The 22,946-nt window shown below is 45.7% G+C and carries 16 protein-coding genes; 8 read left to right on the plus strand and 8 right to left on the minus strand.

Annotated features, from left to right (window positions below; all coding sequences use genetic code 11):
• Positions 1-13: 13 nt before the first annotated feature.
• The 7 genes from nuoH to EHV08_RS01850 are packed head-to-tail and all read left to right on the plus strand — an operon-like array spanning position 14 to position 7,473.
• A complete protein-coding gene (gene nuoH / locus EHV08_RS01820) occupies positions 14-1,102 on the plus strand; it encodes an NADH-quinone oxidoreductase subunit NuoH (RefSeq protein WP_126677728.1) in 1,089 nt (362 codons plus the stop codon).
• 10 nt (positions 1,103-1,112) lie between these two features.
• Positions 1,113-1,646, plus strand: coding sequence for a NuoI/complex I 23 kDa subunit family protein (locus EHV08_RS01825; RefSeq protein WP_126677729.1), 534 nt, complete (start codon positions 1,113-1,115; stop codon positions 1,644-1,646).
• Between the two features lie 6 nt (positions 1,647-1,652).
• The gene (locus tag EHV08_RS01830; RefSeq protein ID WP_126677730.1) at positions 1,653-2,165 is read left to right on the plus strand and encodes an NADH-quinone oxidoreductase subunit J family protein; all 513 of its coding nucleotides are present in this window, start codon (positions 1,653-1,655) and stop codon (positions 2,163-2,165) included.
• A 6-nt stretch (positions 2,166-2,171) separates the two neighbouring features.
• Positions 2,172-2,480: an NADH-quinone oxidoreductase subunit NuoK gene (gene nuoK, locus EHV08_RS01835; protein WP_126679386.1), complete on the plus strand. Its 309-nt coding sequence runs from the start codon at positions 2,172-2,174 to the stop codon at positions 2,478-2,480.
• Positions 2,481-2,506: 26 nt separating this feature from the next.
• Positions 2,507-4,495: an NADH-quinone oxidoreductase subunit L gene (gene nuoL, locus EHV08_RS01840; RefSeq protein WP_158676036.1), complete on the plus strand. Its 1,989-nt coding sequence runs from the start codon at positions 2,507-2,509 to the stop codon at positions 4,493-4,495.
• Between the two features lie 39 nt (positions 4,496-4,534).
• Positions 4,535-6,034: a complex I subunit 4 family protein gene (locus EHV08_RS01845; RefSeq protein ID WP_126677732.1), complete on the plus strand. Its 1,500-nt coding sequence runs from the start codon at positions 4,535-4,537 to the stop codon at positions 6,032-6,034.
• 2 nt (positions 6,035-6,036) lie between these two features.
• The gene (locus EHV08_RS01850) at positions 6,037-7,473 is read left to right on the plus strand and encodes an NADH-quinone oxidoreductase subunit N (RefSeq protein WP_126677733.1); all 1,437 of its coding nucleotides are present in this window, start codon (positions 6,037-6,039) and stop codon (positions 7,471-7,473) included.
• A 110-nt stretch (positions 7,474-7,583) separates the two neighbouring features.
• Here the strand turns inward: EHV08_RS01850 and EHV08_RS11845 are convergent, their stop codons facing one another.
• From EHV08_RS11845 to EHV08_RS01875, 6 genes are all read right to left on the minus strand, one after another.
• Positions 7,584-7,826: a hypothetical protein gene (locus tag EHV08_RS11845; RefSeq protein WP_317125802.1), complete on the minus strand. Its 243-nt coding sequence runs from the start codon at positions 7,824-7,826 to the stop codon at positions 7,584-7,586.
• Between the two features lie 60 nt (positions 7,827-7,886).
• On the minus strand, positions 7,887-8,588 hold the full coding sequence (locus EHV08_RS01855) for a DUF6261 family protein (RefSeq protein WP_317125803.1): 702 nt from the start codon (positions 8,586-8,588) through the stop codon (positions 7,887-7,889).
• Positions 8,589-8,941: 353 nt separating this feature from the next.
• Positions 8,942-9,145: a hypothetical protein gene (locus EHV08_RS01860; protein WP_126677734.1), complete on the minus strand. Its 204-nt coding sequence runs from the start codon at positions 9,143-9,145 to the stop codon at positions 8,942-8,944.
• A gap of 11 nt (positions 9,146-9,156) precedes the next feature.
• Complete coding sequence (locus tag EHV08_RS01865) at positions 9,157-12,480, minus strand: leucine-rich repeat domain-containing protein (protein ID WP_126677735.1); 3,324 nt, start codon at positions 12,478-12,480, stop codon at positions 9,157-9,159.
• A gap of 584 nt (positions 12,481-13,064) precedes the next feature.
• On the minus strand, positions 13,065-14,648 hold the full coding sequence (locus EHV08_RS01870; protein ID WP_126677736.1) for a GLUG motif-containing protein: 1,584 nt from the start codon (positions 14,646-14,648) through the stop codon (positions 13,065-13,067).
• A 19-nt stretch (positions 14,649-14,667) separates the two neighbouring features.
• Positions 14,668-15,789 (minus strand): hypothetical protein, encoded by a 1,122-nt coding sequence (locus tag EHV08_RS01875; RefSeq protein WP_126677737.1) that lies wholly within the window; start codon positions 15,787-15,789, stop codon positions 14,668-14,670.
• Positions 15,790-16,095: 306 nt separating this feature from the next.
• On the opposite strand from EHV08_RS01875, the gene EHV08_RS01880 reads away from it, so the two are divergent.
• Positions 16,096-16,863 carry a choice-of-anchor J domain-containing protein gene (locus tag EHV08_RS01880; protein WP_126677738.1) on the plus strand — a complete coding sequence of 256 codons (768 nt, stop codon included), beginning with the start codon at positions 16,096-16,098 and terminating at the stop codon, positions 16,861-16,863.
• A 172-nt stretch (positions 16,864-17,035) separates the two neighbouring features.
• Here the strand turns inward: EHV08_RS01880 and carB are convergent, their stop codons facing one another.
• Together carB and EHV08_RS01890 are read right to left on the minus strand one after the other, a co-directional pair.
• Complete coding sequence (gene carB / locus EHV08_RS01885; protein WP_126677739.1) at positions 17,036-20,341, minus strand: carbamoyl-phosphate synthase (glutamine-hydrolyzing) large subunit; 3,306 nt, start codon at positions 20,339-20,341, stop codon at positions 17,036-17,038.
• A 90-nt stretch (positions 20,342-20,431) separates the two neighbouring features.
• The gene (locus tag EHV08_RS01890; protein ID WP_126679387.1) at positions 20,432-22,912 is read right to left on the minus strand and encodes a GumC family protein; all 2,481 of its coding nucleotides are present in this window, start codon (positions 22,910-22,912) and stop codon (positions 20,432-20,434) included.
• Between the last annotated feature and the right edge of the window lie 34 nt (positions 22,913-22,946).

Raw genomic sequence — 22,946 nt, forward strand, 5'->3', positions numbered from 1 at the left:
ACAGATAATCATTATGTTCGACTTTAATATAGTTACACAATGGTTCGACGGGTTGCTTCGCCAGACACTTGGCTTGAGTAATTTTTGGTCGATTCTTATTGAGTGCGTGGTAGTGGGATTGCTTATTCTCACGGCCTATGCGCTCATTGCTATGGTGTTGATATTCATGGAGCGTAAGGTGTGTGCCTACTTCCAGTGTCGTCTCGGTCCGATGCGTGTCGGTCCGTGGGGACTGTTGCAGGTTATTGCCGACGTGTTGAAGATGCTCATCAAAGAGATTTTCTTCGTAGATAAGGCAGACAAGTTCCTGTATATCATTGCTCCGATTTTCGTCATCATGGCTTCCGTGGGCACGTTCTCGTTCCTTCCTTGGAACAAGGGTGCCGTTGTGCTCGATTTCAACGTTGGTATTTTCCTCCTCACCGCCGTTTCTTCTATCGGTGTGGTTGGAATGTTTATGGCCGGTTGGGGTTCAAACAACAAGTATTCTGTGGTGAGTGCCATGCGTGGTGCTGTGCAAATGATTTCTTATGAAATGTCACTTTGTCTCTGTCTCATTTCTGCCGTGATACTTACAGGTACGATGCAGATGAGCGGAATTGTAGAGGCACAGACCGGTCCTTGGCAGTGGCTGATCTTCAAGGGGCACATTCCGGCTATCATCGCTTTCCTCGTGTTCCTCGTTGCAGGTAATGCAGAGGCCAACCGCGGACCGTTCGACCTTGCAGAGGCCGAGAGCGAACTTACCGCAGGCTATCATACCGAATATTCCGGTATGGGCTTCGGTTTCTATTACTTGGCAGAATACCTCAATCTTTTCGTTATTTCAGGCATTGCCGCTACCGTATTCCTCGGTGGATGGGCACCAATCAATATCGGTGTCGCCGCTTTCGACGGTGTTATGGATATGATTCCCGGTTTCGTATGGTTCTTCGGCAAGGCATTTCTTGTGGTTTGGCTCTTGATGTGGGTGCGTTGGACGTTCCCACGCCTGCGCATTGACCAGATACTGAAGTTAGAATGGAAATATCTTATGCCGCTTTCTCTCATCAATATCGTACTGATGACAGTTATCGTGGCTCTGGGTATATATATTAAATAAGGTATAGAATATGGAAAACAACAAATCATATTTCGGAGAGGTTGGCAGTGCAATGAAAACCCTCTGCGTTGGAATGAAGACAACGCTGAAGGAGTATTTCACGCCGAAGTCAACCGAACAATACCCGGAGAATCGCAAGACAACGCTACATGTGGCGCAACGCCATCGTGGAAGGTTGGTCTTCAAACGTGATGAGAATGGCGCATACAAGTGCACTTCCTGTCTGATGTGTGAGAAGGCTTGTCCGAACGGCACGATAAGCATCGTGTCTGAAATGGTGACAAACGAGGAAACGGGCAGAAAGAAGCGCGAACTGCGCGACTATCGTTACGACCTTGGCGACTGTATGTTCTGTCAGTTGTGCACCAATGCTTGTAACTTTGATGCCATCGAGTTTACAAACGATTTCGAGAATGCGGTATTCGACCGCGATGCTCTTGTGCTTCATCTCGACAAAGAAGTCTATCAAGGCGGTTCGTTACCTAAACTGATAGAAGGTGGCGCACCGATGGAAATCGGTAAGTTTAATACTAAAAAGAAGTAAGGAGAAATGGCTAATATAATCGTATTTGCAATTCTCGCAGTGGTAATCCTTGGCTCTGCCATTCTTTGCGTTACCACTAAGCGTATAATGAGAGCAGCGACTTTCTTGTTGTTCGTTCTCTTCGGTGTTGCAGGTCTCTATTTCCTGCTTGGCTACACCTATCTTGGAGCGGCACAGATTTCTGTATATGCCGGTGGTATCACAATGGTTTATATCTTCGCGATACAACTGGTAAACAAGCGTGCGTTGCAAGGTCTTGTGGAGCATGTTAAGGGAAGCCGTATCATTTTCGGCGCTCTTGTCACTCTGGCCGGACTTGCCACAGTCGTGGTAGTGTTCCTTAAGAATCAGTTCATCAATAATTTCGCAAAACTTCCTGATGTTGAAGTCAACGTCGAAACAATCGGAAACCAACTCGTTGGTGCCGATAAGTACGGCTATGTGTTGCCTTTCGAGTTCATTTCGGTGTTCCTCCTGGCATGTATCATCGGTGGTATTGTAATTTCAAGAAAGGATTAAGCAATGATGGTACCAGTAGAATATTATTTCGTGTTATCTGCACTGTTGTTCTTTATTGGGGTCTATGGTTTCATTTCTCGCCGTAATCTCATTGCCATGCTCATCTCGGTTGAGCTGATACTTAACTCTGTAGATATAAATTTTGCCGCTTTCAACCGCATACTCTATCCGGGCATGCTCGACGGTTTCTTCTTCACTCTCTTCTCAATCGGTGTGAGTGCCGCAGAGACTGCAGTGGCAATTGCTATAATTATAAATGTCTTCCGCAATTTCAAAAGCGACTCGGTTGACAGCATCAAAGAACTTAGAAATTAATATCATTAAAGTTTCAGAATTTCATTATGGATTACAGTTATTCTTTTTTGATACTGCTTCTGCCGCTGCTATCGTTCGTCATTATCGGACTTGCGGGCATGAAGATGTCTCATAAGGTGGCAGGATTAATCGGAACCACGTCTCTCGGCTTGGTAACCGTACTGTCATATTACACTGCATTTGTATATTTCACGGCCGACAGGGTGAATGATGTATATCAGACAATCGTTCCCTATAACTTCACATGGCTTCCATTAGGTGCTCTTCATTTTGACATCGGTATCCTTCTCGACCCGATTTCGGTGATGATGCTCATTGTGATTTCCACTGTAAGTTTCATGGTGCATATCTATTCGTTCGGATATATGCACGGAGAGAAAGGTTTCCAGCGTTACTACGCTTTTCTTTCGCTCTTCACCATGTCTATGCTCGGACTCGTGTTGGCTACCAACATCTTCCAGATGTATCTCTTTTGGGAACTTGTGGGTGTGAGTTCATACCTCCTCATCGGTTTCTATTATCCCACTCATTCTGCGGTTGCCGCATCAAAGAAAGCGTTCATTGTTACCCGCTTCGCAGACCTTTTCTTCCTCATCGGTATCTTGCTGTTCGGTTATTACACACAGTCGTTCAGTTTCAGTTTTGCCGGTGACATAGTGATGGCTCAGGGCACAGAGCCTTTCATCACCGCTAACGTTGCCAAGGCAGTTGCTGCCGGTGGCTTCATCATACCTACCGCGCTGGTGCTTATGTTCATCGGAGGTGCAGGTAAGTCTGCAATGTTCCCGCTGCACATTTGGCTTCCGGACGCAATGGAAGGCCCGACACCTGTCAGTGCGCTTATCCATGCCGCAACGATGGTCGTTGCCGGTGTGTTCCAGATTGCACGCATGTTCCCATTGTGGATAGAATATGCGCCAAACCAGATGAGCATTGTCGTGGTTATAGGTGCTTTCACCGCTTTCTATGCCGCTGCTGTTGCATGTGCACAGAGCGACATCAAGCGTGTGCTTGCTTTCTCTACAATCTCACAGATAGCATTCATGATGGTGGCACTCGGTGTTTCAATGCCGGGACATCACGGCGAGTTGCTTGATGACCATGCACAATTAGGCTACATGGCTTCAATGTTCCATCTCTTCACCCATGCCATGTTCAAAGCATGTCTGTTCCTCGGTGCGGGATGTATCATACACGCTGTTCACTCCAACGAGATGTCAATGATGGGCGGATTGCGCAAATATATGCCGATCACTCACATCACATTCCTCATCTCCTGCCTTGCAATCGCGGGAATACCGTTCTTCTCAGGATTCAGTTCAAAGGACGAAATCATCTCCGCTTGCTTCGCATACAGTCCTATATGTGGCTGGTGGATGACAGGTGTTGCTGCCATGACGGCATTCTATATGTTCCGTCTCTACTTCGGAATATTCTGGGGAACGGAGAACAAAGAGGCTCATGCCGCTCACACTCCGCATGAAGCACCACTCACAATGACGCTTCCTCTGATTATCCTTTGTGTGATAACCGTTGGTGTCGGCATATACACAACACTTGCAGGTTTCCTCGATTGGGGTGGAAGTTTTGGTAGTTTCGTCACAGCTTCAGGCAAAGACTACACCATTCACTTCGATACCAAAATTGCGTTTACATCTACCATTATAGCGATATGTGCCATAGCACTTGCCACCTATATATATAAAGGTGAGAAGCAACCTGTTGCCGACCGTCTGTATAAGATATTCCCACGCCTGCATCGTGCTGCATACAAGCGTTTCTACATGGACGAGGTGTGGATGTTCGTGACTCATAAGATTATTTTCCGCTTCTTCTCTCGCCCGATAGCATGGTTCGACCGTCACTGTGTTGATGGCACTTTCAACTTCATGGCGTGGGGAGCTAACGAGGCAGGCGAGAGCCTTCGTCCTTGGCAGAGCGGAGATGTGCGCCAGTATGCAGTATGGTTCCTGACAGGTTCCGTTGCACTTGCACTTATACTGTTGGCAATATAATACATTAAAATAACAAATTGTTAAATAGTAAATAGAATTATGTCTATATTAACATTATTCGTACTTATACCTGCCTTGATGTTGCCCGCGCTTTGGCTTGCTCGCAACGATAATCAGGTGCGTGGTGTGATGGTTGTCGGCTCATCATTTCTGCTGGCTCTGTCAATATGGCTCACAATAGATTTCATACAGGCTCGTGCCGGCGGTGATACCAGTGTGATGCTTCACACATACGCCATCGACTGGTTTAAGCCGCTGAACATACAGTATGCCGTTGGTGTTGATGGTATCTCTGTGGTAATGTTGCTCCTTTCGAGCATCATAGTTTTCACCGGAACATTTGCCTCATGGCAGTTGCAACCGATGAAGAAAGAGTATTTCCTTTGGTTCACTCTGCTCTCTACCGGTGTATATGGTTTCTTCATATCGATGGATTTGTTCACCATGTTCATGTTCTACGAGGTTGCGCTCATACCGATGTATCTTCTCATCGGCGTATGGGGGAGTGGTAACAAGGAATATGCTGCAATGAAACTAACCCTGATGCTCATGGGAGGTTCTGCACTTCTCATTCTCGGAATCCTTGGTATCTACTTCTTCAGTGGTGCCACCACGATGAACGTTAATGAGATTGCCGCCCTGCATAACATCCCGGCAGCCGTTCAGAATGTGTTCTTCCCGTTCATATTCATCGGTTTTGGTGTGCTTGGTGCACTCTTCCCATTCCACACTTGGAGTCCTGACGGCCACGCTTCTGCACCCACGGCCGTGTCAATGCTTCATGCCGGTGTGCTGATGAAACTCGGAGGCTATGGCTGTTTCCGCGTTGCGATGTATCTTCTTCCCGATGCTGCACGTGAGTTGTCATGGATATTCCTCATCCTTACAACCATTTCGGTTGTCTATGGAGCATTCTCGGCGTGCGTACAGACCGACCTTAAATACATCAACGCCTACTCCTCGGTATCACACTGCGGATTGGTGCTCTTTGCACTTCTCATGATGACCAAGACAGCAGCCACAGGAGCAATCCTGCAAATGCTTTCACACGGACTCATGACAGCACTCTTCTTCGCCCTCATCGGTATGATTTACGGCCGCACTCACACTCGTGACGTGCGCTATCTCGGTGGTTTGATGAAGGTAATGCCGTTCCTCGCTGTGGGATATGTCATTGCCGGTCTTGCCAACCTCGGTCTGCCGGGCTTCTCAGGATTCATTGCAGAGATGACAATTTTTGTGGGTTCGTTCGAGAATGCTGACACTTTCAGTCGTGCATGCACCATCATCGCCTGCTGTTCAATCGTAATAACGGCAGTTTATATTCTCCGTGTGGTGGGCAAGATACTTTTCCAGAAGTTGCAATATCCGCACATGGACACCGTGAAACTAACCGATGCCACATGGGATGAGCGCTTCTCCGTAATCTGTCTTATCGCCTGTGTCGCAGGTCTTGGTACTTTCCCGATGTGGGCAAGCAAAGTAATCGACAGTGGGGTAGGTAACGTATTGTCTAACATCTTAACAGCAAGCATTTAGTTATGGGATATAGTCAATTTCTCAATATGATTCCGGAGGCAACCCTCGTTGCCATTCTGATTATAGCCTTCGTGGCAGATTTCGCTTCGTCGAAGAACAATCGGCGCACATGGTTCAACCCTCTGATGTGTCTGCTGATGGTTGCACAGACAGTGGTTAGTTTCATGCAGAAAGACCCTGCAACGGCATTTGGCGGCATGTATGTCACTACAGCAGCCGCAAACGTGATGAAGACAATACTCGCTGCGGGCACGCTTGTAGTCATAATACAGGCTCGCGCATGGCTCTCACGCGAAGATACTGCTTTCAAGGAAGGTGAGTTCTATATGCTCGTCATATCTACACTGCTCGGTATGAACATGATGATGTCGTCAGGACATTTCCTTATGTTCTTCCTAGGCCTTGAAATGGCGAGTGTGCCTATGGCATGTCTTGTTGCGCTCGACAAGTATCGTCACAACTCTGCAGAAGCAGCGGCAAAGTATATTCTTACCGCTACGTTCTCAAGTGGCGTTATGCTCTATGGTATTTCGATGCTTTACGGTGCAACGGGTCAACTCTATTTCGATGACTTCACTGCTGTTATCGGCAAAGAACATCTCACATTGAGCATCGTAGGTCTTGTGTTCTTCTTCAGTGGTTTGGGTTTCAAGATTAGCCTCGTGCCATTCCATTTCTGGACAGCCGATACCTATCAAGGTGCACCGACCACAGTGACCGGATATCTGAGTGTTATATCTAAAGGTGCTGCAGCATTCGCGCTCTGCACCATATTGATTAAAGTGTTCGCACCGATGATAGAGTATTGGGAGTATCTCCTTTACATTGTTATCGTTCTCAGCATCACGATTGGTAATCTTTTCGCGATTCGTCAGAAAGAACTCAAGCGTTTCATGGCATTCAGTTCCATATCACAGGCAGGTTATATAATGCTTGCCGTGGTAGGTACTAGCCAGCATGGTGTTGCGGCACTCACTTACTACATTCTTGTATATGTTGCGGCAAACCTTGCTGTATTCACGGTAATTGGTAGCGTGGAGGAGAATAACGATGGCCGTACAGACATTCGTGCCTACGATGGTTTCTACAGCAAGAACCCCAAGTTGGCGTTCCTAATGACGCTTGCCCTGTTCTCGCTTGCAGGAATCCCACCGTTTGCCGGAATGTTCTCGAAGTTCTTCGTCTTCATGGCTGCGGCAGAGCAAGGCTCAACTTGGGCTTATGTAGTTGTTTTCGTGGCACTGGTTAACACTGTTGTGTCGCTCTACTACTATCTGCTCATCGTCAAGGCAATGTATATCCATACAGCAGAGAACCCTCTGCCAACGTTCCGCACCGATGCCGGTACTCGTATTGCCCTTGCTCTTTGCACTGTAGGCATTATGCTCTTCGGTATCTTCTCGTGCCTCTACGATTGGATATTCGCGGCTACGGCATAACATTTCATAAATCATACAATGAATAATAAAGGCGCAGGTCGTGTTTCACAACACAGCCTGCGCCCCACTTTTTAATAATTAATGATAAATGATTATATAGATAAAATATTTCAGGAGCCGGAAGATGTTTCCGGCATCGGCTCAGTTTTCGATTTCGTCGTCGTGGCGTGTAACGTCTTTTCTACGTTGTACAACGAACCGTCCTTGTTCACACCCGCCCAAATTGTCTTGGGTTTGCCGTCCGCCCCCGTCTGGACTTTGACGGTCAATTCATAATGACGCTTCGAGCCTGTACCCTCGGTCTTGCCCGTAAACGAGAGGCTGCCTTTTTCCAAATTCAGCAGTTGTTCCAAGGCTGCAAAACCGGGCTTCAACAGCGCCTCATACTCGGCCGTGCGCTTCTCGCGGGCCGTCTACGACGTGCCGGCACGGTGAGCCAGCGTGGAGCGTTTCTTGTCCACCAAGGCGTTATACTGCTTGATGAGTTCGGCCAGTTTGGGCGTGCCCGGCTCCAAATCATCGAGCGAGTCCATGCGGCGAATGACGGCATTCAGCGCCTTGTCGGTTGCGGCACGCAGAGCCTTGATGTCGAACGTGCCCGTGGGCACGGCCGATTTCAGACGCGAGCGGAAACGCTGGTCGAACGCCGTGTTGGCCTTCTCCAGGCGGTCGATGTATGGCTTGGCGGCAAGTTTCGTCACGTGAGCGCCCAGATCGGCTGTGCGCAGGTCGGTGACCAGATTCTTCACCATTCCGCTCTCCTTATCGTAGTTCACCTGTAGCATCTTGGGATAGCGTGCCATGACTTCTGCCAATCTCTCGGCCGAGGCACGTAAGGCGGCATCGTCGCTGTGCAGGTGCAGGTCGATGAGCAGTTGCAGCGAACGGTAAGCCCGGTCGCGCACGCGGTCGAGTTCTTCCAACTCTTTCGTGCCCTCTTCCTGCCGAGGCAGGTTCAGCGCGACATCCTCTTCCTCGAACGCCTTCTGCAGCGGTATGAGCACGGGTTCGAGTTTTTCGATGTCGGCCTCCTGACACATTGCCAGCACGTGGCCGGCAAACTGAAAGTGCTCCATGTTGTGGAGGCGGCTGAGCCGCATTTCTTTTATTTCCATAGTGTTTTACGTTTGATGGTTAGTAATAATGTGAGTTGCAGGGCTGCGACGGGCAACATTTCTCGTTTTTGGAACTTCGTACCCCTACGATGAGTTTCCTTTTCTGCTTTTCCTTTGCCGTACCCATGCGACGGTCTCCCTTTGCCGTTTTTCAGTCATCGTAGGCATACGATGCACGGATTTCCCCGTTCTCTAATCATCGTAGGGATACGACGACGATTTTTTCTTGTTTTCCATCCTTCGTACCCCTACGAAACATCCCGACAAGCCGGTTTTGCATTTACCGCCCGGCGGTTTGTCGCCCCATATTGTTCGGACGGTCAAACCGCGAGGGCGGCAGGTATATCCGGTTGTTATTTGTCCCAAGATTTGAAGTCATCTTCTCCCCAATCTGAGTCATCAAAGAATCCTCCTTGTTTGGCACCGATTTCGTCTTCTTGGCCGGGGCCGATGCCGGGATCGTCGTCGTCAATGGGAATGCTCCATACCTCCATCAGAGAACTTGATTCTATATAAACTACTTCTAACTCCGGACGTTGATATTTTTTCTTTTTCATTTTCTTTTCAATTATTTTATAATAATCTTTTTACCATTACGTATATATACCCCCTGTGTCGGACGGGTTACTCTTATGCCGTTCAGGTTGTAATAAGGAGCGTTGTCGCTGTCAGACTCGGTTACCCCGTCAATACCCGTTGTCTCGCCGGGGTCTTCGTCGCCGAAGACAAGTCTGAAAGACTTCGCGCCGGCCGGGGTTTTCTTCAGACGGAGATAGGCCTTGAAATAAGGGAAGTTGACGCCGTTGTTCAATTTCACTAACTTGCCCTGTTTGAAAGCGTAGTACTGGTAACCGCTCTCGTTAGTAAGCGGCGTGTCTTCCACTGCTCCGACCATACGGTTATCGGCCATAGGATTGTAGCCCGACAAGGTGATTGCGGTGTGTGCTTGGTCGTTGTCCATCTCGCAATAAGACGTTACCGCCGATGTTTCCTTGCTGCGGATGAAGGCGCCGGTGAAGGCAGGTATATAATAGTCGTCGAGGCTGTATGCACGGACGAACGGATTGGACGCATCGTGGACATGACTGTAATCTACCGGCACGTATGGCTTGATGTCGTTGTTACCTTGTCCTGACGGGTATTTCACATCGAACGGGAAGCATACCGTACCACCGTGCCCTTTGGTCTTCTGCGGAATCTGCGAGGTGATACCGAGCGTGTGGTCCTGTTCCCATGCAGTCTTGTAAGCGTTGACCACGGAGGGGCGCACATAGATGGCCTGACCGTCCTTGAAAGGATATCCCGCGGGCTGTTCGTAGTCCTTGGAACTGAGGGTGGCGGGTGTCTTTCCCACGAAATAGATTCCCTTGAGCTGACTGTCCGCCTTGAAAGCCTTGAGACCTACCACACCGACATCGGCGAGCACGACGATGTCTTTTACCGTCTGGGCGTTCTCGTAGGCGAAGTCGAGGATGCTGCTCACGGTGTATTCCTTCTTCTTCCAGTGCTTGCCGAGTTTGTCTGTATAATCGGGTTCCACGGCCTTCTCTTGGATAATCGCCGATGTGCGCGGCTCGTAGAAGCTGATGACGCCCACATTGTCGACGGAGGTGGGGAAGAACTCCGTGCCCCTGTCGTAGCCTGTTGCCGTTACAAACGAAGGGTGCACTTCTTTGAATCTGTTGTTGTACGTCGTGATGGTGGCATTATTAGCCGCGTTCTCATACCACTTCTTGCGTACGAAGATGGTTACGTTTTTCAAGTTGCCGGATTGATACATGATGTTCGCATTCAGCGTGGGCACATTGTCCTCGCCCATGAAACTGAGCGATTTCAGGTTATTGCAAAGGGCAATGGCGCGAATTCCTATCTCCGTTACCGTCTTGGGGAATGTGATGTTAGTCACTTTATTACTGCCATAGAAACAGTAGGGTGCGACTTTCTCAAAATAGGGCACGAGCGTGTACTTGCTGTCGGCCTTGCCGGCAGGGAATACTTCAAGTTTCTTCTTAGTAATATCGCAGAGCATGCCGTCGAGCGTAGTGTAATTCATATTACCCTCCTCAACCTTAAATCTCAGGAGATTCTCGCAGAAATTGAATGCTCCTTGATCTACTTTCTCGAAAATCTTGGGCAACGTTATCTCCGTAAGATTCGTACAATGATCGAAAGCCAGTTCCTGAACTAATTTTACTTTTTCAGGCAAAGTGATATGCCTGATTCCACAATCGGCAAATGCTCCTCCGCCGATACGTTCAAGCACAGAGCCTTCTTCAAATCCTACTTTTTCCAAGCCCGCCGTACCTTTGAAAGCACCACTGGCAATATCCTTAACGGTCTTAGGAACGGTGAATTCTTTCAGTTTAGGACAATTTAAGAACACATAACTGTTTATCTTCTCCAGTTGATTCGCCCCGTCAAAGAGAACCTTTTCGAGATTTTTTGCGTTCTGGAAGAGGTTACCCGGCAATTCTTTCAGTAGAGTATTGGCTGCAAAGTGTACTTCTGTGAGTTTTTCCGTATCGGCGAAACTTGCGTCTCCCAGTTTGGCTACGGATGAAGGAATGGTAACGTTCTCCAACGGTGTTTGCTGGAAGGCATAAGTCCCGATTTCCTGAAGTTGTGAGGGGGACAGGAACTCTACTGTTTTCAGCATCTTTGCTCCCTTGAAAGCCGCTTCTTCGATGGTCGTTACACTCTTTGCAATCCGGACTTTCGGTAATTTATGAACATCGGCAAAAGCGAACTTATCAATCTTTGTCGTTCCTTCGGGCACGGTGTATTCGTTTTCCTTTCCACAAGGATAGAGCACGAGGGTCTTTTTGTCATGCGTGAAGAGCACGTCGTTTACTGCCTTATATTTTGAGTTATTTTCATCTACTTCAAATTTCGTGATGAATTGGCAGTTGGTAAATGCTCCCTGGCCAATCGATTCCACATCCTTGCCAATCGTTACGCTTTCCAATGCGCTGCACGAATTAAAGGCTGCATTACCGATCTTCTTTGTATTGTTTAAATCAAGCTTTTTTATATTGCTACCGATTGCGGCATTGTCGGCCACTTCGGTAACGCTTGCAGGAATTGTCAGTTTATTTTCCGGTTCTACCAGTTTATCGTATTTGAAAGGAACATGTACGAGTTTTTTGCCGGCTTTGTCGCACAAAAGGCCGTCTATATCCTTGAATTTTGCATTACCGCTTTCCACCGTAAAATGAGTGCCACTCGTGTTAAATGAGGGATAATCTGCATTTTCGGAAATCTTGGTAACGGAAGCCGGAATGGTTATCTTTTCCATATTCTTGCAACAGGAAAATGCCGACGGCATAATCTCTGTCACGCCGGTGGGAACGGTGTAGTTCTCTGTCTTGCCTGCCGGAACATAGACCAACTGTGTTCCATCATGAGACAGCAGTGAGCCGTTCTCTGCCTTATACTTGGTATTTCCCGCTTTTACCTCAAAACTCGTAAGTGCCGGACAATCAAGAAAACACCCGTGCCCTACCGTCTCACAAGACGCGGGAATAATTATTTTCTGTAGAGTTTGAGGCTTGCGGAGAGAGTTTGCGGTAATTTCCCTGAATCCTTCGGAAAACTCCACTTCGGTAACGCCTTCAGCCACCTTGGAATCCCAAGGGGAACAGCCTACCACCTTGTATTTTTCCTGATCCATTCCAACAGGAGTTTGCACCTCTGTAGGAATAACTACCTTGCCGGTTCCTCCTATCTCTAACACTACAGCCTCGTTGAGTGAAGGATCATTCAGGTCTTTCTTGGAAACCTTATACTTACAAGTGCCATAGTCGAACACAGTTCCCACGGACTGAGCTAAAGCCCCCGTTGCCGACATGATCATTGCCAGCAACAGCATAAAAAATAGTTTTGTTTGTCTCATATTCTTGATAAATTAAAAATGATTTATAATTCTTCTTTGTATATTACTTATGGATGAACATTCCGTTAACAATCGGGCTTATGTCAAATGACAAGGCTACGCAACAAAATGTATAAAATAGGGCAAAGGAAATTAGGTTTAGCCCTTTTACTATAGGGGATGTACGATATGCTCGCGCGCGTAGCGCGCGTAATAAAATAAAGTGTTTGGCGTGGAGATAAGCGACGGTGCGCCTATGAGAGAGTAGCAAATTATTTGGAACTGCCAAATAATCCGACAATTTTTTTATAATAAAATTGCGATTTTCTTGTGCTGTGCCCATACCTTTATTATATAAGGTATGTAACCGTGGATGATTATGTCTCTCTGTCATACTCAATCTCGGTTTTATTAAACCCGGGTGCAAAGATACGGAATATTTTCGGTTTGTGAAAAGAAATTGTTTGAAATTATTGCTGTCCGGTAATATTTTTCCTTAACGTTACTTTTGTTTTTATCATAAAACTTTCATAACATACCCAAGAGTACACATTTTACCGGCAGGCTTTTGATGGAGTTTATACCGAACTCGTGTAATCTCTGCCTTATTTCATGGCTTTCACTGTTGTAATGTTGCCGTTGACAAGAATGGTACGTATTATGAGCACCATGTGACTGTTATCTGGCAGGCTGTATGTAACAGCATTGGCATTGTTGCACTTAACCTCAAACAGTTGAGTTCCGTCGAGTGCAAATGCTTCGACCCTTGCCAAAGGAACTTGGCTGCTTGCTACGTTGAGTTGCCCACCTGCTATGTACACTCGCACGTCCGATTCGTTAATGATTGTTGTGCCGATGCTTGCAGTAACAGGCGATGATTTGAGAATTGGATATCCATCGTTTCTGTTCTTGTCAATGCTCCATACATTGTTGAAATCCCATCCCTCAAATGTGTCTTGAGATTTCATCTGCTCAGTGGTCATCGGTTTACAATCACAATCGTTGTGTGAGAAACCTCCTACGGCTTCTCCTTGAGCCGATGTCTCCTTGTCGTAGTAACAATCTTTTATTGTTGCAGTGTATGATTTGTTGCCAACAAAACCTGCTGCGGTTTGATTATTGAGTGCTGTCACTTTCCCGGTAGAGTAGCAGCGTACAATGTCACTGCCGGCATAGTCGAGCGACCCTATGAATCCGCCAACACTTACATCTCCTTCAACTTCTGAACGGGCATAACAGTCGCTGATACTTGTTTCCTCGTTCTTGCCCATGAAACCACCAACGTAGGTAATTCCCTTGATCATTCCGGCAGCGAAACTCTTTTCGATTGTCGATTTCACGGCAGTGCCTGCCAAACCACCAATTTGATTTCCACCTTCAACTCGTGCCGTGGTCATACATTCGCTCATCGTACAACTGCTGAGGAAACCGGCAATGCCACCTGCAACGCGACCAAGCCTGTCGTCGGTTGCATTCTCAATGGTTTTGATACTGCCTGCTGTAGAACATCCGGTTATTTTTCCATCAACGCACCAACTTGTAAGGCCTCCGATATAATCATATCCGGTGATGTCGGCTTCGACCGAGCAGTTAGCAGTAGTGCCATCCGATTGATAGCCGAGCAGTCCGCCCAGGTAAATGCCACGACTGTTTATAACCGACTTCTTGACATGGCAGTTTTCAATATTTTCCTCAAAGGCATATCCCGCAAGCACCCCGATGTTCTCAAGTCCGGTAATTTGTGCATTCTCGATGGTAAGGTTTCGCACAGTGCCGGAGTAAACATATCCGAAAAGACCTTGAAAATCGGTCATGCGGTTAATATACAAGTTGCTTATCTTATGGTTCTTTCCATCGTAGTTTCCTCTGAAGGATAATTTCACTAAGCGACCATTAATAATTTGAACCCCACCGATGGCAGCCCAGCCTCGCCCTTCGTCCCAATTCCTGGTGGCGGCAATATCGATGTCATTTACTTGCTCGAAATTTAAACCGGCAAAGTCAATCCCTGAGTTTACCTGCTCTGCAATCCAAAGTAGGTTTTCAGGAGTTTCCACCTTGTAAGGATTCTCCGCCATGCCGTTACCTTTTGGCTGCACGGCAGCATCGTAATAGTCTTGTGCAGACGCTGTTATTGGCAACAATGCTGCCAATACAAGTATCAGACTTGTTATTGTTTGTTTATTCATATTTGTGGAGAACTGATGTTTAGTTCAGTACAACTTTCTTGTGTTCGTCGCCTGACACCACAATAATCACATCACCCTTGACAGAGCCTTGCAGACGGAATGTAGCATTACCGTTTATGCTTTCCTGTTTGCCCAAGCATATACCTTGCATGTCGTAAATAGCGACCACGCCTTCTGTGCCGGTCACAGATACAGTTGATGCGTTTGCATTAACTGTCATACCATTGGATTTTACATTATCCATTCCCGTTGGCTCTTCACCTTCAAGTACAACTTTCACGTCTATGTTTTCAACGGCTATGAAATTGATTGAGTTATCTGTAATGTAATCTCCGAGTGCATCGACATAAGGTTGATCATTAACAACCCAATAAGCAACCGGTACTTTTCCATCAGGATTGTCTAAAGGAGCAATCTCGAAAAGAATATGATCGCCGGGAGTTACTTTCGTGCCTGACTCGATTTCCGGACTCTCATATTCGCTGCGATTACGACAAGTTATGACGGCACTCTCCGGTTGGGTATATGTAATGGTGCGTGTGTCTCCGTCCTTATAGAAAAATATTGTAAGATAGAAACCATTAGAAATGTTTTGTTTGTAAAACTGGTCAGGGCGAGAGGGGAAATACATGTTATCGCCAAAACTCCAAACCATAATGTTGTATCCTGTTGACGGACGCGGGTCAAAATATGCACCTCGTCCTTCAGGAAGCATGTATGTGATACCATCGGCCTCCGGTGCGATCACTCGACCGAAATCGCCTTGTTCCTCTACATTTACTTCGGCACCTTCCGAACCTTCTGCGGGAACGATGAAGGTTACGGGGACAAGTTTACAAACGTCCAAAGTAACAATCTTGTTGCTTGTTACATTATCAAACACTTGCTGTGTTGTGGAGTAAGATTCACGTATCTCGCTCATGCTACTCTCGTCATTTCCGCTTTCCCAAACAAATACAACATATCCTTCATTTGGTATTGCTTCTAAACGCACTTTGCTGCCCGATGGCACCTCATAAGTGAATCCGTCTTCTGCAGGAACAAGTTTCTCTTCTTGCGAAGTGGATGGGTTGACTAAATAAGCATTAGTTGTCACATTTTGTGCACCTTGTGCAAATTTTACTATCACGTTTTCTGCCATAATGCTTAATGAACAGAACAGTAAAAATGTAAGTACCGAGTACTTCTTGTAATTTTGTTTCATGTATTAATATATTTAAAGGTTATTATAATTTGCAATATTACAGATAAAAATCTAATCCCACAAGTTTTCTCTTTTATTTTTATCAATGTTCAGTAATATTTTTTTTCATCTGTATGCAGAAGTTTAGTTAAAATTCAACATTTTGTACCAATATTCAATATAAAATATTATATTTGCAAAATATTAATCTCTTTTTATTAACCTGATGCCGGTGATTCGGTATCCCCAAAATTTATTATTACTATGAAGAAAAACTATTATCACAAAATGTACATTGCTTTTTTAATGGCAATACCGGCACTTTCGTTCTGTCCGCAAGACGTGAATGCACAGACTGTAGTGTTGTCTCAGAACTTTGAGACCAAGGATGCCCCTATCGATTGGAAGTATGTTGATGTGGACAATGATGGTCATAACTGGCGGCTCATCTATCAATTCGATGGTTGGAAGGGGGCTAATGAAACGGAAGGATTTATGATTTCCGAATCATGGTTTGGCAGTGCACTTACTCCAGACAATTATATCATAAGTCCTGAAATAAGCGGTGCAGGGAATGTTTCATACTATGTGTGTACAGGCGATGAACACTTTCCTGTCGAGCACTATGCAGTGTGTGCATCCTCAACAGGGCAGGAGCCGGCTGACTTCAGTATAATCTTCGAGGAAACAATTGGTCAGCAATCGGCAAAGACACCAAGAAAGATTGGCGACAACGAGACTACCGATGGCAATCCGCCGGTGATGACTCCTTGGCTGAAACGTGCTGTCAATTTGCCGGAGGGAACGAAATATGTTGCTTTCCGTCATTACAACAGTACAGACCAGTATCGTCTCTGCTTGGACGAGATTGTCTTCATGACGGGAGAGGCAAGCGGAATAGAAAATGTAAATTCGTATGAATCGGAAAACCACAAGGGAACTTATACCTTGGGAGGAATGCGAATTAAAGAAAATAGCCAATTACCTGCCGGCATATATGTCGTGAATGGTAAAAAAGTGGTTGTGAAATAAAGAAGAGTTTTAGTTGACACCAATATAATATTAGAACTCTTTTTTGATGTGCCTATTTTGAACTCATATAGAAATTGGTGCGTGGATAAAAAGGAAATCCATATCGTCCATTATATAAATGGAAATGATATGGATTTCATTCTATGTTGTTAACTTTCGTATAAATTAGGAATTACATGTTGTATTCCTGCCAACTCTTTATCTTAATCTCTTCAAGTGAGATGCTACAGAACGCTTCGATGAATGCTTTGGCGAGGCGGACGTTGGTCATAAGCGGAATGTTATGGTCGATTGCACCACGGCGTATGCGGTAGCCATTGGTGAGTTCGCGGTTAGAATGATTCTTCGGTTCATTGATTATGAGGTCGAATTTGTGTTCCGCAATCATGTCCATAACGTTGTTGTCTCCCTCCTCGTCTGGCCATGCCACCGCAGTAGCCTCCACATCGTTCTCCTTGAAGAACATAGCAGTGCCCGGTGTGGCGTAAATCTTATAGCCGTTCTTTACCAATTGGCGTGCCGGCTCGAGCAAAGAAACCTTTCCTTTGGCTGCTCCCGAAGATATAAGCACCGCGCCTCCGTCACGTCTTGGCAGTCGGTAGCCAATGGCTAAAAGTGCATTGAGCAGTGCTTCGTGCAGGTCGTCGCCCAAACAACCCACCTCACCAGTAGATGACATATCTACTCCAAGCACCGGGTCGGCATTCTGTAGTCGTGCAAAAGAGAACTGGGAAGCCTTAACTCCGATGCGGTCAATGTCGAACTCGCTCTTGTCAGGTTTCTCGTAAGGTGCATCAAGCATGATTTTCGTTGCCGTTTCGATAAAATTACACTTAAGTATTTTTGATACAAACGGGAATGAACGTGAGGCACGCAGGTTACATTCAATGACTTTCAGTTCGCGGTTTTTGGCAAGGAACTGAATATTGAATGGTCCTGAAATATTTAGTTCTTCGGCAATCTTATAGGCAATCTTCTTTATTCTACGTATTGTTGAGAAATAGATATGTTGCGCAGGGAACACAATTGTGGCATCTCCTGAGTGTACTCCGGCATACTCCACGTGCTCTGAAATGGCATATTCCACGACTTTACCCTTATCTGCCACAGCGTCAAACTCTATCTCCTTGGTCTCTTTCATGAATTGACTAACAACGACAGGGAACTCCTTCGAGACCTCGGTAGCCATCTTCAGGAAACGCTCTAATTCCTCATTGTCATAACATACGTTCATTGCAGCACCAGAAAGTACGTAAGATGGGCGCACCAATACAGGGAATCCTGTTTCTTTTACAAACTCTTTTATATCATCGATTGATGTCAGTGCTCGCCATGCAGGTTGATCGATGCCAAGTTTGTCGAGCATTGCCGAGAACTTGTCACGGTTCTCTGCTCGGTCGATGTTGACAGGGCTTGTACCGAGTACCGGTATGCTTTGACGGTGAAGTTTCATCGCGAGGTTATTCGGGATCTGGCCTCCAACGCTGACTATAACGCCCCGTGGTTCTTCAAGATCTATTACATCAAGCACGCGCTCCATTGATAATTCATCGAAATAGAGACGGTCGCATATATCATAGTCTGTGGATACGGTCTCCGGATTATAGTTTATCATTATCGACTTGTATCCCAGTTTGCGTGCTGTGTTTATTGCATTTACGGAGCACCAGTCGAACTCTACGCTCGAACCTATGCGGTATGCGCCCGAACCGAGTACCACCACTGACTTCTCGTTCTTGTAATATGGAATGTCATTCTGTACCTTTATTCCTGTCTTGCTTACTATCTCGCGCCATTCTTCGGTAGTCATCTTGTCAGAATTTGTAGGCTCTGCAAGTGGCAGATATGTGAAATAAAGGTAGTTAGTAAGTTCCGGATGCTCACTTGCCACGGTGTTGATACGCTTTACCGATGGTATAATACCACGCTCTTTGCGGTAGTTTCTTGTTTTCAGGGTCTCATTTTCCATGTTTGTTGATTGTGGCTTCAATACGAAACGGGCAATCTGGAAATCGGAGAATCCTGCTTGTTTGGCTTTCTGCAGCAAGGTGTCGGGTAGGGCTTCGATATCGTTATATTTCTGTAACTCGTGCTTTATATCAACGATATTCTTCAGTCTGGATATGAACCACTTATCTATTTTTGTCAGTTCTTCTATGCGTTCCACACTATAATCTTCTTCCAGAGCCTGTGCTATTGCAAAGATGCGTAGGTCGGTGGGATGCTGTAGTTCCTCTTCAAGGTTCTCGAATCGCGTGTGATCGTTGCCAACGAAGCCGTGCATACCTTGTCCTATCATGCGCAATCCTTTCTGAATCATCTCCTCGAAAGAACGTCCGATGCTCATTATCTCGCCGACCGACTTCATGCTTGAACCTATCAAGCGGCTCACGCCCGCAAATTTGGTAAGATCCCAACGTGGAATCTTGCAAATCATGTAGTCGAGTTGTGGTGCGACGTAGGCTGAGTTGATAGTTCCCATTTCTCCTATTTTGTCGAGTGTGTAGCCCAATGCAATCTTCGCGGCAACGAAAGCGAGCGGATAACCTGTGGCTTTGGATGCGAGGGCAGACGAACGTGACAGGCGTGCATTAATCTCAATGATGCGATAGTCGTTCGTTTCTGCGTTGAAAGCAAACTGAATGTTACACTCTCCCACGATGTTCAAGTGTCTTACGCAGCGTCTTGAGATGTCTTGCAGCATCTCAACTTGTTCTCCGGTGAGCGAACAAGTTGGTGCAACAACAATCGATTCACCGGTATGTATGCCGAGAGGGTCGAAGTTTTCCATTGAAGCCACGGTGAAACAGTGGTCGTTGGCATCTCGTATGCATTCGAATTCTATCTCTTTCCATCCTTTCAGGCTTTCCTCAACTAAGATTTGCGGTGCAAAAGTGAAGGCACTTTCTGCAAGAGTCTTGAACGCCTTCTCATCTTGACAGATACCGGAACCGAGACCTCCGAGTGCGTATGCCGAACGAATCATGACCGGGAATCCTATCTCTTTAGCCGCTTTAAGTGCATCTCCAATATTTTCTACTGCGTGACTCACCGGTGTCTTCATGCCTATCTCGTCAAGTTTCTTCACGAAAAGGTCGCGGTCTTCAGTATTAATAATAGCCTCAACGCTTGTTCCGAGCACTTCTACATCATATTCTTTCAGTGTTCCATTCAGGTAAAGTTCTGTTCCACAATTAAGTGCAGTCTGTCCTCCGAATGCAAGTAGTATTCCGTCAGGGCGTTCTTTCTTTATTATCTCCGTTACGAAATGTGTGTTCACAGGTTGGAAATAAACCTTATCGGCAATGCCCTCACTGGTTTGTATCGTGGCAATGTTGGGATTGACGAGTACCGATGTGATTCCTTCTTCTTTCAATGCCTTCAAAGCCTGTGAGCCAGAATAATCGAATTCGCCGGCCTGTCCGATTTTAAGTGCGCCCGAACCAAGCACGAGCACCTTTGTTAGTTTTCTTTTCATTTTGTGATATTAATTATATATGTTCGTGGATATATATGATTGCATATTTTAAATGGCATGTCTGAAAAACAGACATGCCATTTATAAGGGTTATTTAAGTTTTATCGAACTGTCGTTCTTGTTTGCATAATGGCTGTTACCATATTGACCATAAGAGCCATATTGGCCATAAGAACCATAATTACCGTAACTGCCGTATCGTCCGTAACGACCGTATTTGCCATAACTGCCGTAGCCGTAATAATAGCCGTGTTTCTTTTTCGACATGTCGATGCCATTGATTACCAAGGCCATATTCGGTAGTTTCTTCTCGTTTGCAAGTCCGTTTATAAGGTCGAAACTTGTCTTAGGTGTATAGTCGGCACGACACATATATATAGTAGCATCTGATACGCGTCCTATCTGTAGCGTATCTGTTACAAGGCCAACGGGTGCGGTATCGATGATGATGAAGTCGTACTTATCACGCATTATGTTTATTATCTTGTCAAGAGATTCACGTGTAAGTAGTTCCGCCGGATTAGGAGGAATAGGACCTGCAAGCAAAAGTTCGAGGTTGTCGTTGATTTCTGATGGCAGAATCTGCTCTTGAATCATTTCCCATGTCGGGTCATCTTGCAACAATAGTGGAGTGATGCCGTGGGTATGGTCTTTCAGTTCGAACAATTCTGACAATCGAGGCTTACGTATATCAAGGCCAATCAACACTGCTTTTTTACCCAGAAGAGCGAAACTTACTGCAAGGTTGGCAGCAGTGAATGTTTTACCTTCTCCGGAAATTGATGATGTAAACATGATAACCTTATCGTTCCCCTTAAGCATGAACTGGAGATTTGTTCGCATAGAGCGGAATATTTCCTCCATTTGGTTGTTCTGATTCTCATGTACTACGATTCCTGCCTTTGTCTTAGCCGTTTCACTTGCCACGGCAACATCGGCAATAATAGGCAGTTTGGTGAGTTTCACTACATCTTCATGCCCCTCTATCTTGTATCGGAATATGCTTATGAGGAATAGTATTAGAGACGGAAGACCGATAGCCACCGCTAGTGCGATAAGGAAAATGATATTTGATTTAGGACTTATCATTCCTGTATATATCGGGTCGTCAATGAGTTTTCCCTTGTCGGCAGTTGCTGCAAGCGATATGGAGTTCTCCTCGCGCTTCTGCAAAAGCATCAGATAAAGTCCTGACTTCACTTCCTGCTGTCGTCCTATCTGTGTCAGCATTCTCTCTTGTCCCGGTGTCTGTTGTATCTGTCCTGCGTATTGTCCGTATTGCGATGCGATTGAATTTCGCTGTATCTCTGCCGAGCGGCGTTGCTGGTTTAAGGCTTGCTGTATGCTTGATGAGAGATCATTGAGTTCTTCAGTCAATGGTGTAACGACCGGACTTGATTCGCTTGCGGTCTTAAGCAGTCGGCTACGCTCTATTACAACCTGATTGTATCGGCTGATGAGTTGTGTAGATGCTCCGTCTGAAAGACCTACATTAGAAGGTATTACCTGATATTTATTCCCCGGCTCTCTGACATAAGAACTTAGTTCGTTAAGCAATTGTATCTGTGTGTTTGCCGTTGCAAGTTGTTTTTCGTACTCATTGCTGTTAGCAACCGCAGCAGAACCACTTATACTCAGTTCTACCATATTGTTACGTCTCTTATAGGCTTCGAGTTCTCCCTCTGTGCTATTAAGTTCGGCATTGATTTTTTCAAGTCGACTGTTTATGAATTCCTCTGTTCGGTATGCCACTTGGTTCTTATCTTCATTAGCCTGACGGTTATAACATACTACGAGTTGCTTGAGAAAGTCGGATGCACGACTTATGTTCTCATCTTTCAAATTCAGTATTGCTATCGATGTTTCATCCATCGTTGATGTTTCTAATCCTGCAACATATTTCAAGCATACTTTTTTAGGAGAACTTATTATAACGGTCATCTCATTGCCGTCTTTCAGCGAAGCGAATGGGTTCGCAGTGAATGATATTATTCCGACACTTGTCTTTATAGATGCCGGCAGAGACTTTATTGTCTGGTCTATCTCTGTGTTACCGGCCGTACCATGAATTTTGAAAGAGTTCTTCTCGCGTGATACTTCAAGTTTTATGTCGTAAATCAAGTTGTTCAGACTTACTTGATCCAAGTCCACATTTAGATAATTGTCTTTATACATCAACACATCGTTAATACGTCCGTGTCTTATATAGTTGACATAAAGTTTCAAATCTCTTACCACTTGTTCGGCAAGTCTTTGTGAACGCAGAATCTGTATCTCGTTCATGATACCCTCATTATTGCTTACTACACCGGTGGCAAGTGTACTCTTAAAACTGTTGCTGCTGTAAGCAGAACCTTTTTCCGGAGCCTTGATTAGGAGTTGAGCGGTTGTCTGATATATAGGTGTTGTATATCTGAGGTAGGCTGCCGCCAATCCAACACAGATAATAAGCGACAATACAAACCATTTCCAGTTCAGAATAAATGCTGCATATATAGACGCAAAACTGAATGCCGACTGTTCCTCTTCCTCAATAATGTTTGTTATTTCATAATTCTTCTTCTCTTCCATCATTATCTAATATATTAATATGTATTCTTGTAAT

It is taken from the genome of Prevotella koreensis, from assembly GCF_003977605.1.
GTDB classification, from domain to species: domain Bacteria; phylum Bacteroidota; class Bacteroidia; order Bacteroidales; family Bacteroidaceae; genus Prevotella; species Prevotella koreensis.

Coding starts and splice junctions, on each gene's coding strand:
- EHV08_RS01845 (WP_126677732.1), top strand. CDS start 4,535: ATGTCTATATTAACATTATTCGTACTTATACCTGCCTTGATGTTGCCC.
- nuoH (WP_126677728.1), top strand. CDS start 14: ATGTTCGACTTTAATATAGTTACACAATGGTTCGACGGGTTGCTTCGC.
- nuoL (WP_158676036.1), top strand. CDS start 2,507: ATGGATTACAGTTATTCTTTTTTGATACTGCTTCTGCCGCTGCTATCG.
- EHV08_RS01830 (WP_126677730.1), top strand. CDS start 1,653: ATGGCTAATATAATCGTATTTGCAATTCTCGCAGTGGTAATCCTTGGC.
- EHV08_RS01870 (WP_126677736.1), bottom strand. CDS start 14,648: ATGAATAAACAAACAATAACAAGTCTGATACTTGTATTGGCAGCATTG.
- EHV08_RS01825 (WP_126677729.1), top strand. CDS start 1,113: ATGGAAAACAACAAATCATATTTCGGAGAGGTTGGCAGTGCAATGAAA.
- EHV08_RS01865 (WP_126677735.1), bottom strand. CDS start 12,480: ATGAGACAAACAAAACTATTTTTTATGCTGTTGCTGGCAATGATCATG.
- EHV08_RS01850 (WP_126677733.1), top strand. CDS start 6,037: ATGGGATATAGTCAATTTCTCAATATGATTCCGGAGGCAACCCTCGTT.
- EHV08_RS01855 (WP_317125803.1), bottom strand. CDS start 8,588: ATGGAAATAAAAGAAATGCGGCTCAGCCGCCTCCACAACATGGAGCAC.
- EHV08_RS01880 (WP_126677738.1), top strand. CDS start 16,096: ATGAAGAAAAACTATTATCACAAAATGTACATTGCTTTTTTAATGGCA.
- nuoK (WP_126679386.1), top strand. CDS start 2,172: ATGGTACCAGTAGAATATTATTTCGTGTTATCTGCACTGTTGTTCTTT.
- EHV08_RS01860 (WP_126677734.1), bottom strand. CDS start 9,145: ATGAAAAAGAAAAAATATCAACGTCCGGAGTTAGAAGTAGTTTATATA.
- EHV08_RS01890 (WP_126679387.1), bottom strand. CDS start 22,912: ATGGAAGAGAAGAAGAATTATGAAATAACAAACATTATTGAGGAAGAG.
- carB (WP_126677739.1), bottom strand. CDS start 20,341: ATGAAAAGAAAACTAACAAAGGTGCTCGTGCTTGGTTCGGGCGCACTT.
- EHV08_RS01875 (WP_126677737.1), bottom strand. CDS start 15,789: ATGGCAGAAAACGTGATAGTAAAATTTGCACAAGGTGCACAAAATGTG.